The sequence below is a fragment of the uncultured Pseudophaeobacter sp. genome (assembly GCA_905479575.1).
GTDB lineage: Bacteria > Pseudomonadota > Alphaproteobacteria > Rhodobacterales > Rhodobacteraceae > Pseudophaeobacter.
On sequence record CAJQNB010000018.1, the window covers coordinates 15,602 to 28,682 of the forward strand.

Here is a 13,081-nt window from a genome sequence, read left to right on the forward strand (position 1 = left end):
GCGATCCTCCGGCCCCCTCTGCCTACTGCGCGGCCTTCAAGCGAAAACGCTGGATCTTGCCGGTTTCGGTCTTTGGCAACTCCTTGGCAAAAACCACCGAGCGGGGATATTTGAACGGCGCGATACTGCCCTTCACGTGATCCTGCAACAGCTTCACCAGGGCTTCTGATGGCATATGCCCCGCGGAGAGGACCACATGGGCCTCGACGATAGAGCCGCGCGCCTCGTTTGGCGCCGCAATCACCGCGCATTCCGCCACCGCCTCATGGGATAGCAGCGCGGCCTCCACCTCCGGGCCCGCAATATTGTAGCCAGCCGAGACGATCATATCATCATTGCGGGCGGCAAAATGCAGATAGCCCGCCTCATCCATCCTGAAACTGTCCCCCGTCACATTCCAGCCATCCTGCACATAGGCGGCCTGGCGATCATCCGCCAGATAGCGACAGCCGGTCGGGCCTTTGACAGCCAGCCGTCCAATCTCTCCGCGCGGGGCCTCAGTGCCGTCGCTGTTGAGGATGCGGACCTGATAGCCGTTCACAGGCTTGCCCGTACAGGCGGGGCGGTGGTCGGAAAACCGGTTGGTGATAAAGATATGCAGCATCTCGGTGGCACCGATCCCGTCCAGCATCGGCTTGCCGGTCTGGGCAATCCAGGCCTCATAGACTGGCGAAGGCAGGGTCTCGCCCGCCGAAACCGCCGCCCGCAGCGAAGACAGATCCGCCCCCTCCTCCATCGCCTGCAACATCACCCGGTAGGCCGTCGGCGCGGTAAAACAAACCGTCGCGCGGTATTTTTCTATGATCTCGATCAGATTGGGGGGGGACGCATTCTCCAACAAGGTTGCAGCAGCGCCAAACCGCAGCGGAAAAATCGCCAAGCCCCCCAGCCCAAAGGTAAAGGCCAAAGGAGGCGAACCCACAAAGACATCATCGGGCTGCACATCCAACACTTCGCGGGCATAGCCATCGGCAATAATCAACAGATCCCGGTGAAAATGCATCGTCGCCTTGGGAGAGCCGGTGGTTCCCGAGGTAAAGCCCAAAAGCGCCACATCATCGCGCCCGGTCTGCACCGCCTCATAGTTCACCGGCTTTTCCAGCGCCAAACGGTCCAGCTCGGCGTCATGGTTAGAGGTGCCATCAAAGCCAACAACCGATTTCAGATGCTCCGAGGTTTTGGCACAGGTCACCAGCTCATCCATTAGCCGGGTATCACAAAGCGCATGGGTGATTTCGGCCTTGTCGACGATCTGCCCCAGCTCTCCGGCGCGCAGCATCGGCATGGTATTGACCACCACCGCCCCAGCCTTGGTGGCAGCCAGCCAACAGGCGACCATGGCAGGGTTGTTGGCAGAGCGGATCAACACACGATTTCCGGGTTTTACCCCCAGATCCTCGCTCAGCACATGGGCCAGCCGATTGGTCCAGTCCGCCAGCTCCTTATAGGTGCGCCGCCTGCCATTGCCGATCAGCGCGATGTGATCGCCAAATCCTTTGGCCACCATGGCATCTGTCAGCTCAACCCCGACATTCAGCCGCTCAGGATAGTCAAACCCCGCCAGCATGAACTCCGGCCATTGCTCCTCTGGCGGTAGGTTATCGCGGGTAAATGTATCGCTATGTGCCGAAACTCCCAACATTTTACGCCCCTCCTTGATAGGCACCAAGGGTCTGCCGGGCAATCACCACCCGTTGCACATCCGAGGCCCCCTCATAGATGCGCAAAGCCCGGATATCGCGGTACAGCTCCTCGACTTTCTGACCATGGCGCACACCATCGCCGCCATGCAACTGCACCGCCTTGTCGATGACCTGTTGCGCCTGATCCGTGGAAAACAGCTTGGCCATGGCGGCCTCGCGGGTGACACGCGCCGCGCCGCTGTCCTTGGCCCAGGCAGCGCGGTACACCAGCAACGCCGCTGCATCCACGTCCAGCGCCATATCGGCGATATGTCCCTGCACCATCTGCAAATCAAACAGCGGCGCCCCTTGCACCTGCCGGGTTGAAACCCGCTCCAGCGCCTCATCCAACGCCCGCCGAGCAAAGCCAAGCGCCGCCGCCGCTACCGTCGAACGGAACACATCTAACACCGACATGGCAATTTTGAAACCACCCCCCGCTTGGCCCAACAGGGCCGACCTGGGGATGCGACAGTTGGTAAACCGCAGGGTCGCCAGGGGGTGCGGCGCAATCACCTGCTGTCGCTCCACCACCTCAAAGCCCGGCAGTCCTGCAGGCACGATAAAGGCAGAAAGCCCCTTGGCCCCCGGCGCTTCACCACTGCGGGCAAACACCGTGTAAACATCGGCAATGCCGCCATTGGAGATCCAGGTCTTTTCCCCGTTCAGCAGATAGTCATCACCATCCAGTGTCGCGGTCATGGTGGAATTGGCCACATCCGATCCCGACTGCGGCTCGGTCAAGGCAAAGGCGGAAATCGCCTGACCGCTGCGGGTCAGTGGCAACCATTCCGCCTGCTGGGCCTCAGAGCCAAACAGCGAAATCGCCCCGGTGCCAAGCCCCTGCATCGCAAAGGCAAAATCAGCCAACCCGTCATGGCGCGCCAGGGTTTCCCGGATTAGGCAGAGGCTGCGCACATCCAAGCTCTCCCCCGCCATCGCACCACTGTGCTGCGCCCATCCGGCCTCCCCTAACCCAGCAACCAGGTTGCGACAGGCCGTGTCCACATCCGCGTGATCAATGTCACCCAGATTCTGTCCAGCCCAAAGGTCCAACTCATGCGCCAGCTCCCGGTGCCGATCCTCAAAGAACGGCCAGCTCAAAAACGTCCGGTCTGCCATCTGTCACCCCTTCTCTTCATCTTACCTAAAATACCTCCGCCGGAGGCATCCAACCACCGCACCACGCGCTGCGGCTTGCGGATTAATCGCCCTCAAAAACCGGTTTTTCCTTGTTTACAAAGGCATGATAGGCGCGCTCAAAATCAGCGGTCTGCATGCAGATCGCCTGGGCCTGTGCCTCGGCCTCGATGGCCTGCTCAATCGACATGGACCATTCCTGCGCCAGCATTGTCTTGGTCATCATGTTGCCAAAATTCGGCCCTGCCGCGATGCGCCCCGCCAGTGCATGCGCCTCTGCGTCCAGATCAGCGGCGGCAACCAGCTTGTTATGAAACCCCCAGGCTGCTCCCTCTTCTGCGCTCATCGAGCGGCCCGTATAAAGCAGCTCTGCGGCGCGTCCCTGGCCGATGATCCGGGGCAGAATTGCACAGGCGCCCATGTCACAGCCCGCCAGTCCAACGCGGGTAAACAAAAAGGCCGTCTTGGCCTCCGGCGTGGCAATCCGCAGGTCCGAGGCCATGGCAATAATCGCCCCTGCGCCCACACAGATGCCGTCAATCGCTGCAATAACTGGCTTGCCGCAATTGACGATCGCCTTGACCAAATCTCCGGTCATCCGGGTAAAGGCCAGCAGCTCTTTCATGCTCATCTTGGTCAACGGGCCAATGATATCATGTACATCGCCACCGGAGCTGAAGTTGCCGCCATTGGAGGCAAAAACCACCGCCTTGACCGCATCATCATAGTGCAGATCACGAAACCAATCGCGCAGCTCTGCATAGCTGTCAAAGGTCAGCGGGTTTTTGCGCTCCGGCCGGTCCAAAGAAACGGTGGCAATACCGTCTTCGATCTTGCAGAGAAAATGTTTGGTATCGACCTGGGTCATGGCGCAGTATCCTTGTTGTCCAACCGCCGGGCCACTGCATCCAGCGCCTCGGCCATAGTCTGGGCCGCCTCAGGAGCGACACCAGTAAAAATCTGATCAATCCAGCTCTCATGGGCACTGGCCTGACGGGCAAACTCCGCGTCACCGGCTGAGGTCAGCCGCACCCGGCTGGCCCGGCGATCTCCGGGAACTTTTTCGCGCAGCACATGGCCATCCTCGACCAGGCGTTCCACGATGCCCGTGACATTGCCATTGGAGACCTTAAGCACGCTGGACAGCTCGCTCATCTTGAGCCCCTGCTGGTGCTGGGACAGCGCCGCCATCACATCAAAGCGCGGCAACGTTGTGGTAAACTCCTGCCGCAGGTTCTCGCGCAAAGCGCTCTCCACGCTGCGCGTCGCCTTGAGCAGCCGCAGCCACAGCCGCAACCGATCCTTTGAAATATCCGTCTCGCTCAAATTTCACCTCCAGAAATGGGCAATGCTGTGCCATTCACCGATCCCGCCCCGTCGTCAGCCAGCCAAAGCGCGGCCGCAGCCACCTCTCCTGGTTGGATAAAGCGATCCTGTGGGTTGCCGCGACGCAGCGATTTAGCCGCCTGTTCTCGCGACATGCCGGTCTTTGCCACAATAAGGTCCAGCGAAGTTTCCAACAACGGCGTCTCGATAAACCCCGGGCACAGGGCATTCACCGTCACCCCGGTTTTTGCCAGCTCAAGTGCCAGCGACCGGGTCAGGCCCAGCACACCGTGTTTTGCCGCGCAATAGCCCGACACATAGGGATATCCCTTGAGCCCGGCAGTGGAGGCCACGGCGAGCAACCGCCCCCAGCCTGCCGCCTTCATCCCCGGCAGGCAAGCCTGCCAAAGATTGAAAACCCCCAGCAGATTGACCCCCAAAGCATCGGTGAAGTCCTCCACCGCCATCTGCTCAAATGCCTTGGAGGGCGCTGCCCCTGCATTGGCCAGAGCAATCGCCACCGCACCGTTTGCAGCGCTGGCCTGTGCTATCGTCTGATCAAGGCTCTCCCGCAGGGTCACATCACAAGCCAGCGGCAAAGCACCTGTTTCTGTTGCAACCTGCTGCAGCGCCTCCAAACGACGGCCAAGGATTGTCACCTTGGCCCCCTGCGCGGCAAACTGCCGGGCAAGCTCGGCACCGACACCGGACCCTCCGCCAGTGATGACAACATGTTTGCCGTGAACGCTCATGCCCGGATCACCTCTGCCTCACGATCCGCAAGCCGCCAAGCCTGATCGCGCCCCGCCTCATAGGGCAAGGGCCAACGGCCAGAGCGGTCACCGATCTTGCTGGCCTCATGGAGTGTCCAGTACGGGTCCGCCAGATGCGGGCGGCCAACGCAAACCAGATCGGCGCGTCCGGCCATCAGGATCGAATTGGCGTGATCCGCCTCGTATATGTTGCCCACCGCCATGGTCGCGAGGCCTGCCTCGTTGCGAATGCGGTCAGAAAAGGGCGTCTGGAACATGCGGCCATAAACCGGCTGGGCATCAATCGACGTCTGTCCCGCCGACACATCAATGATATCAACCCCCACCTCCGCAAAGGCTCTGGCAATCTCCACTGCCTCGTCGGGCGTCACCCCGTCCTGCCCCAACCAATCGGTTGCAGAGATCCGCACCGACATTGGCTTGTCCGCTGGCCAGACCGCCCGCATGGCCGTAAAGACCTCAAGCGGATAACGCATCCGGTTGTCCAGAGACCCGCCGTAAGAATCCGTCCGAATGTTCGATTTTGGCGAAATGAACGAAGAAATCAGATAGCCATGAGCCGCATGCAGTTCGATCATATCAAACCCACAGCGCGCCGCCATTTGCGCTGCGGCCACAAACTCCGCCTTGACCTGGTCCATTTCCGCCAGACTGATCTCACGCGGGGTGGCGTTATCCGGCGACCAGGGTAAGGGCGAGGCCGAGACCAAATCCCAGTTCCCATCCGTCAGCGGTGCATCCATGGTGTCCCAACCAACCTGGGTTGACCCCTTGCGCCCCGAATGGCCGATTTGGCAACAGATCTTTGCATCGGTTTCCTGGTGGACAAAATCCACCAGCCGCGTCCAGGCCGCCTCATGCTCTGGTGCATATAGCCCGGGACAGCCCGGCGTGATCCGTCCCTGGGGACTGACGCAGGTCATTTCGGTATAAACCAGCCCTGCACCGCCTTTGGCCCGTTCCCCATAGTGGATCAGATGCCAGTCGGTTGGGCAGCCGTCCACTGCCTTATACTGTGCCATCGGCGACACCACGATACGGTTTTGCAACCGCATATCCCGCAACTGATAGGGCGCAAACATCGGTGCCCGCACAGGCGCATCGCTTGGCGCGCCCGCATTTTCCTGGAACCATTTCTCTGCCGAGCTGAGCCACTTAGGATCCCGCAGGCGTAGATTTTCATGGGAAATTCGCTGACTACGGGTGAGCAAAGAATAATTGAACTGTACCGGGTCCATGCCCAGATAGCGTTCGACATCCTCAAACCATTCTAATGAGTTGCGCGCTGCTGATTGCAGCCGCAACACATCCAGACGCCGCTCCTCCTGATAGCGCTCAAAAGCGCGTTCCAGACTGTCTTCGCTGGTGATCAGCTCCGCCAGGGCAATGGCACTGTCAAAGGCCAGCCGTGAGCCGGAACCGATTGAAAAATGCGCAGTCGCCGAGGCATCGCCCAAAAGCACCACGTTTTCATGGTGCCATTTATCACAGAGCACCCTGGGAAAGTTGATCCACACGGCCGAGCCCCGCAGGTGATCAGCGTTGGACATCAGGGCGTGACCGCCAAGGTGATCCGCAAAGATCTCTTCGCAGGTGCGAATGATCTCCTCCTTGGACATGTCTTCAAATCCCCAGCGCTCCCAGGTCTCGCCAGAGCACTCGACAATCACCGTCGCGGTCTCATCGTCGAACTGATAGGCGTGGATCCAAACCCAGCCATGTTTGGTTTTTTCAAATACAAAGGTAAAAGCATCATCAAACTTCTGATGGGTGCCCAGCCAGATAAACTTGCAAGGGCGCACATCAATATTGGGTTTGAAGTGATCGGCAAATTCGCTGCGCACTGCCGAGTTCAGACCATCGCAGCCAACCACCACATCATAGTCTTGCTGATAGGCCGAGGCTGGTTTGGCCCGGGCTTCAAAGCGCAGGTCAACGCCAAGCTCCCGTGCTCGCTCCTGCAGGATCAAAAGCATCTTTTTGCGGCCAATTCCCGCAAAACCATGCCCTTGGGAGACGGTCCTCACGCCCTCCTGCACCACTGCGATATCATCCCAATAGGCGAAACTATCTTTGATCGCCTGCGCGGTTTGGGGGTCATTGCGGCTTAGGTTATCCAGGGCGTCATCAGACAGAACCACCCCCCAACCAAAGGTATCGTCCGCCTTGTTTTGCTCAAAAACAGTAACCTGGGCCTCAGGTTGCCGCAGCTTTAGCGAGATTGCAAAATAGAGCCCCGCAGGCCCCCCTCCCAAACAAGCAATTTTCATGACCGTTCTTCCCTGAAACCAGAATATGAGATCAGGATAGGCCAGCCCGAAAAACTTTCAAGCTTAAAGTTTTATACTTGAAGTTTTATTCAGACACTTTTTACGATCTGCTGCCAAAATATGCAGACACCTCAGCGATCAAACCAACAGCATCTCGGTAATTAGAATATTTGTGGGGGAAACCAAACTTCATCATATTAACAAATAATTAAGATCTATTTATGATGTGGATAACCCTGTGAACATCCAGAGGGTAAAGCGCCCAACGCGGGTTATTCTTAACAGTTGATCCGCCCTAAAACCCGTATCAGCCACGGCTCCGGGACGCCAAATTCCCAACATCAGGCCTGCAGTCATTGCCACAGGGCACCAAAGCCTCGCCGATAGAGGGTAAAAGTTGATAAATGTAAATTTTATGGATGATCTGTCGAATTTTTATTCATTTTTGACGACTATGTGAAACGGGAAATTTTAGAAAATCCAACGAACCAGAGGTCGACGGAAACTCATCAGACCTAGCGCCACCCTCTGTTCTTCCCTTAAATGCTGTGGAAAAGCGGCGATACAATCTACCCAGACAAGAGATGCTAAAAACGGATGGCGCTCTACTGTGAAGAGATTAGGGCGTCATGTCTCACGCAGGTAACGCATCACAGCCCCGCGTACGGACTGATCTCCACGGTGGCGAGACTCAAAAATAACCTGCCGCAAGTCCTGAAGGTTCACACGCATTAACAAAGACTTAACAGGCCCAATTGAAGCCGGCCGCATCGAAAGCGTGCGCATCCCCATCGCCGCAAGACAGACGGCTTCAATGGGGCGCCCGGCGTCCTCGCCACAAAAACTCAGCGGGGTCTTTGAGACAGAGCAACGCTCCACAATCTGTTCAATAAAGGTGAGAAAGCTCACATTCAGACTGTCATACCGCTTGCGAACGCGCTCATTTTCACGGTCTGCGGCAAAGAAAAACTGCTTCAGATCATTGCCGCCGATAGAGATAAAGCCAACCTCATCAAAAAACTTTTGCGGCGCAAAAGCCAGCGAGGGAGTTTCGAGCATGGCGCCAATCTCCAGACTTTCAGGCAGCACATGTCCCAGGATACGTTCCCGCTCAAGGGTTTTGGTCACCTCATTTCGCGCCGCACGAAACTCTTCTGCCTGCGCCACAAAGGGAAACATCACTGTCAGCGGACGTCCTTCGGCGGCACGCATCAGCGCCTGCAATTGCATCCGCATAATGCCGGGCTTATCCAAACCCACCCGAATGGCACGCCAGCCCAAAGCCGGGTTAGGTTCGTCATTTGGCTTCATATAGGGCAGGACTTTATCCGAGCCGATATCCAAAGTTCGAAAGACAACGCGCTTCCCCTGCGCAGCATCCAGCACCCGTTTATAGAGCGCGACCAATTCTGATCGGCGCGGCATCTGGTTGCGCACCAGGAACTGCAGCTCGGTACGGAACAGGCCAACGCCCTCAGCACCGGAGCTTTCCAGAGAGGGGAGATCGGCCATAAGGCCCGCATTCATCACCAGGTCAATTTTATGCCCATCCAGCGTCACGGCCGCCTTGTCTCGGATCGAAACATAGCGCTCCTGCGCCTGGGCAAGCATGGCAATCTTGTCACGAAAGGCGCTCACGACGCTGTCATCAGGGCGTAAATGCACCACGCCCTGTTCGCCATCGACCATGATGTGGTCGCCGTTCAGGGCCTCATTGGTGATGCGTTTGGCATTCACCACCAGCGGAATCGCCAAGGCGCGGGCGACGATGGCCGCATGCGAGCCAACCGAGCCCTCTTCGAGCACGATGCCTTTGAGATTGCGGCCATATTCCAGCAGTTCCGCCGGGCCAATGTTGCGCGCAACCAAGATGGGATCATCCGGCAGCTCAGCGCCGGTTTCGGCCCCCTGCCCGGTCAGAATACGCAGCAGACGATTGGACAGGTCGTCCAGATCACTGAGCCGCTCGCGCAGGTACGCATCCTGCACCTGCGACAACCGTGCACGCGCCTGCGACTGCTCCTTCTCCACCGCAGCCTCGGCACTCAGCCCGCGGGAGATGTCCTCTTCCATGCGCCGCATCCAGCCCTTGGAATTGGCAAACATGCGGTAGGCCTCAAGCACTTGCAGCTGCTCTTTATCGCCGTTTTGCGAGATCTCAAGCATCTTGTCGACACCAACGCGCAGCTGCTCAACGGCCTCACCGAGACGCTCCAGCTCTGTTTCCGGGTCATCGGCAATTGGGTTGGTCACCAGCACGCGCGGCTCATGCAGCCAGACATGGCCCTCTGCCGCGCCTTCCTGCGCCGCCGTTCCAGGCAACAAAACCGGCTGCTGGTGCAGCGGTGACAGGCCGGACTCTTCGCCAACAAAGGCGCCAAGTTCGGTCATCTCTGCGATGACCATAGCGACCACTTCTAAGGCATAGACCGCATCGGCAGAGAACTCGCGCGCCTCTTTGGACTGCACAACCAAAACGCCCAGCATTTCACCAAGCCGTTGAATTGGTACGCCTAAGAAGGAGGAAAACCGCTCTTCGCCGGTTTCCGGCATATAGCGAAACCCCTTGGAGTTGGGGGCATCAGGCGTGTTGATCACCTTGCCAAACTTGGCAACCCGCCCCACCAGACCTTCGCCAATGCGCATCCGGGTTTGGTGAACAGATTCGATGTTCAAACCTTCACTTGCGCAAAGCTCCAGCGTCTCATCATCGCGAAACAGATAGACCGAACAAACCTCGGTCCCGATGCTGTCCCCTATCAGATGGGTAATCTTGTCCAAACGGGCCTGGCCAGGGTCTTCCCCAGCCATGGCCTCACGCAAGCGGCCAAGCAGCTTGCGGCTTTCAGATTCAGTAGATTCGACCATGGGTCCTGTTCACATATTCTTTTTTTGTGGCAGGCAATCCAAAGGTATCAGGCTGCCTTGTCCAGTTCAAAAGCATCATGCAGTGCTTGCACGGCAAGTTCCATGTATTTTCGATCAACGAGCACGGAAATCTTAATCTCTGAGGTTGTAATGACCCTGATGTTGATCCCCTCATCCGAGAGTACCTTGAACATTTTGGCGGCCACACCTGATTGCGAGCGCATGCCAATGCCCACAACCGACACCTTGGCGACCTCGGTATCGGCAACCAGGTCGGCGTAGTTCAACCCGCCTTCTCCCTTGATACCCAACAGGGCCTTTTCGGCACGGGCCACCTGATCGGTAGGACAGGAGAAGGTCATATCCGTGCGACCGTCTTCTGAAATATTCTGCACGATCATGTCGACATTCACCCCGGCTTCAGACAGGGCGTTAAAAATGATCGCAGCAATGCCTGGGCGGTCAGCAACCGACATCAGGGTCATCTTGGCTTCGTCGCGGGAATAGGCCACACCGGCCACAATATTGGATTCCATGATTTCCTCCTCGTCGCAGACCAGTGTGCCGGCCTCGTCGGATTGTTCTTCAAAACTAGAGAGAACGCGCAGTTTCACCTTATACCGCATGGCCAGCTCAACCGAGCGGGTCTGCAGCACCTTGGCCCCCAGTGAGGCCAGTTCCAGCATTTCTTCAAAGGCGATCCTGTCGAGCTTACGCGCCTTGCCACAGATGCGCGGATCGGTGGTGTAGACCCCGTCCACATCTGTGTAGATATCACAGCGTTCGGCGTCAAAAGCGGCAGCAAAAGCTACAGCGGTGGTATCAGATCCGCCGCGCCCCAGGGTGGTGATGCGGCCCTCGGGGCTAATGCCCTGGAACCCGGCAACCACGGCCACCCGCATGCCTTCACCAAACTTGGCATTGATGTTTTCCGGCGGGATCTCTTCGATCCGGGCCTGGCTATGGGCGCTGTTTGTTTTCAACGGCACCTGCCAGCCCTGCCAACTGCGCGCCGGCACATCCATTTCCTGCAGCGTCAGCGCCATCAGCCCGGCGGTGACATTTTCACCAGAAGACACCACCGCATCATATTCACGGGCATCAAACATCGGCGAGGTCTCCTTGACCCAGCCGACCATTTCATTGGTTTTACCGGACATGGCAGAGACAATGACGATAACATCATAGCCCTTGGCTACTTCGACACCAACGCGCTTGGCTGCGCGCCGGATCCGGTCGAGGTTGGCGACCGAAGTGCCGCCAAATTTCATTACTAGAACGGGCATGGGTAAAAGTCTCCGTGCGCTCGCAGTTTCCGATCACAGCCTCATAGGGGGTCAGGGTTTCAAGGGCAAGGCTGCGTATTGTAGCGATACAAGCGCCCAGCCCTGTTCGCGCCTTATTTAATGGGGCTTCCACCGCCAAAAAAGCAATAAAAACAGGGTCAGGCGCGCCAGAACCGCAGCGTCAAAATGGCATAGACCGCCATCAGCTCCAGCCGCCCAATCAACATGGCGCCGCTCAGGATCCACTTGGCTGTATCATTGAGCGAGGAGAAATTCCCCGCAGGTCCGATGGTCTCTCCCAGGCCCGGCCCCACATTGGCCACCGCCGTGGCAGCGCCTGAAATGGCGGTAACAAAATCCAAACCCGTGAGCGCCAGTGCCCAGGCGACGATGCCCAAGGTCACAATAAAGAACATAAAAAAGGAAATTACCGAGCTCAGAACATCCTGCCCCACTGGGCGGCCGTCAAACCGAGGCACAAAGACCCCATGCGGAGAGCGGATGCGCTGGATTTGCACCCGGATCGAGGCAAAAAGCAGCTGGTAGCGAAAGATCTTGATCGAACACGCGGTAGAGCCCGCACAGCCACCAATCAACCCGATAAAGAAGAACACCATAATGAGGAAGCTTCCCCATTCCATATAGTCAACACTGGCATAGCCTGTGCCGGAAATAATGGAGGTGATGTTAAACAGAGCCTCGCGGACAGCCTGTTCGGGATGATGGGGGAAAATCGTCACCAGAACGCTGGCCGTGACAACCACAAGAACAACAATCGTTCCGAGAAACGAACGTATCTGGCTATCGCGAAACAAAGGTGTTGCCTTGCCATTGATCAGCTGTACGTAGCGCACAAATGGCATGGCCGCGAAGATCATAAATATGGATGCCGCGTATTCGGCGGACCCCGAGAAGGTGCCAAAAGAGGCATCATAATTGGAAAATCCCCCCGTCGACATGGTGGTCATCGCATGCACAAGCGCATCAAAAAAACCCATGCCCAAGGCCAGATAAACCACCATGCAAGCGATCGTGAGCCCGAGGTAGATCAGCGAGATCTGTTTGGCGATAGCTTGCGCGCGCGGGAGGATTTTACCAAAGGTATCAAAGGCTTCGGATTTAAAAATCTGCATACCACCAACGCGCAGTTCAGGCAGGAAAACCATCGCAACAACAATAATACCGATCCCGCCCAACCATTGCAGGATCCCGCGCCACAGCAGCAGCCCCTTTGGCAGGTCGTCCAATCCCGAAATCACGGTCGAGCCGGTGGTGGTCAGGCCTGACATCGCCTCAAAAAACGCGTCCGTAAAGCTGAGATCCGTCGCCCCCAGCATCAAGGGCAAGGCGCCAAAAAGTGGCAGCGCCCCCCAGACAGAGGTGGTCAGCAAAAACGTCTGCTGGATGCTCAGCCCCCGACTCGTCCCACCACCGCTGCCACTGCCGCAGCTGAGCGCCAAAAGCGCCCCGAACAACATGGTGATAACACCGCTTTCAAGAAACACCGGCCATTCCCCACGCCCCTCGATGAGGTCAGCGAGGAACGGGAACACCATCATGGCGCCCAGGATCAGAACCAGCAGGCCGATCACATATCCAATGGGTCGAAAATCCAACATAGGCGCGAGCGTTGGCCCGCCTGACGGAAACTGTCAAGCCAAAGCCCATGGAGAGCGCCCGTGACGTGCTCGACAAACAACGGTTTGTGTCAGCTGCGCCAGGTTGCTCTACTGCTT

The 13,081-nt window shown here is 57.7% G+C and carries 9 protein-coding genes; all 9 read right to left on the reverse strand.

The window, feature by feature from the left end:
- Positions 1 to 22: 22 nt before the first annotated feature.
- Positions 23 to 1,642 (reverse strand): AMP-binding protein, encoded by a 1,620-nt coding sequence (locus tag QZ268_RS06745; protein WP_295450035.1) that lies wholly within the window; start codon positions 1,640 to 1,642, stop codon positions 23 to 25.
- 1 nt (position 1,643) lies between these two features.
- Positions 1,644 to 2,804, reverse strand: a complete 1,161-nt coding sequence (locus QZ268_RS06750; protein WP_295450037.1) for an acyl-CoA dehydrogenase family protein — start codon at positions 2,802 to 2,804, stop codon at positions 1,644 to 1,646.
- An 82-nt stretch (positions 2,805 to 2,886) separates the two neighbouring features.
- Positions 2,887 to 3,690 carry an enoyl-CoA hydratase family protein gene (locus tag QZ268_RS06755; protein ID WP_295450039.1) on the reverse strand — a complete coding sequence of 268 codons (804 nt, stop codon included), beginning with the start codon at positions 3,688 to 3,690 and terminating at the stop codon, positions 2,887 to 2,889.
- Positions 3,687 to 4,148, reverse strand: coding sequence for a MarR family transcriptional regulator (locus QZ268_RS06760; RefSeq protein ID WP_295450042.1), 462 nt, complete (start codon positions 4,146 to 4,148; stop codon positions 3,687 to 3,689). Before QZ268_RS06760 ends, QZ268_RS06755 begins: the two co-directional genes overlap by 4 nt.
- Entirely contained in the window at positions 4,145 to 4,900 is a 756-nt protein-coding gene (locus tag QZ268_RS06765) for an SDR family NAD(P)-dependent oxidoreductase (protein ID WP_295450045.1), read from the reverse strand. The genes QZ268_RS06760 and QZ268_RS06765 overlap by 4 nt, the downstream gene beginning before the upstream one ends.
- The gene (locus tag QZ268_RS06770) at positions 4,897 to 7,191 is read right to left on the reverse strand and encodes a bifunctional salicylyl-CoA 5-hydroxylase/oxidoreductase (protein ID WP_295450047.1); all 2,295 of its coding nucleotides are present in this window, start codon (positions 7,189 to 7,191) and stop codon (positions 4,897 to 4,899) included. The genes QZ268_RS06765 and QZ268_RS06770 overlap by 4 nt, the downstream gene beginning before the upstream one ends.
- A 627-nt stretch (positions 7,192 to 7,818) precedes the next feature.
- The gene (ptsP, locus tag QZ268_RS06775; RefSeq protein ID WP_295450050.1) at positions 7,819 to 10,059 is read right to left on the reverse strand and encodes a phosphoenolpyruvate--protein phosphotransferase; all 2,241 of its coding nucleotides are present in this window, start codon (positions 10,057 to 10,059) and stop codon (positions 7,819 to 7,821) included.
- Between the two features lie 47 nt (positions 10,060 to 10,106).
- Positions 10,107 to 11,345 (reverse strand): aspartate kinase, encoded by a 1,239-nt coding sequence (locus tag QZ268_RS06780; RefSeq protein ID WP_295450053.1) that lies wholly within the window; start codon positions 11,343 to 11,345, stop codon positions 10,107 to 10,109.
- A 158-nt stretch (positions 11,346 to 11,503) separates the two neighbouring features.
- Entirely contained in the window at positions 11,504 to 12,964 is a 1,461-nt protein-coding gene (locus QZ268_RS06785; RefSeq protein WP_295450055.1) for a TrkH family potassium uptake protein, read from the reverse strand.
- Positions 12,965 to 13,081 lie beyond the last annotated feature (117 nt).

Bases quoted from the DNA above. Each gene is read 5' to 3' on its own strand.
- QZ268_RS06745 (WP_295450035.1), bottom strand. From the start codon at position 1,642: ATGTTGGGAGTTTCGGCACATAGCGATACATTTACCCGCGATAACCTA.
- QZ268_RS06750 (WP_295450037.1), bottom strand. From the start codon at position 2,804: ATGGCAGACCGGACGTTTTTGAGCTGGCCGTTCTTTGAGGATCGGCAC.
- QZ268_RS06755 (WP_295450039.1), bottom strand. From the start codon at position 3,690: ATGACCCAGGTCGATACCAAACATTTTCTCTGCAAGATCGAAGACGGT.
- QZ268_RS06765 (WP_295450045.1), bottom strand. From the start codon at position 4,900: ATGAGCGTTCACGGCAAACATGTTGTCATCACTGGCGGAGGGTCCGGT.
- QZ268_RS06770 (WP_295450047.1), bottom strand. From the start codon at position 7,191: ATGAAAATTGCTTGTTTGGGAGGGGGGCCTGCGGGGCTCTATTTTGCA.
- ptsP (WP_295450050.1), bottom strand. From the start codon at position 10,059: ATGGTCGAATCTACTGAATCTGAAAGCCGCAAGCTGCTTGGCCGCTTG.
- QZ268_RS06780 (WP_295450053.1), bottom strand. From the start codon at position 11,345: ATGCCCGTTCTAGTAATGAAATTTGGCGGCACTTCGGTCGCCAACCTC.
- QZ268_RS06785 (WP_295450055.1), bottom strand. From the start codon at position 12,964: ATGTTGGATTTTCGACCCATTGGATATGTGATCGGCCTGCTGGTTCTG.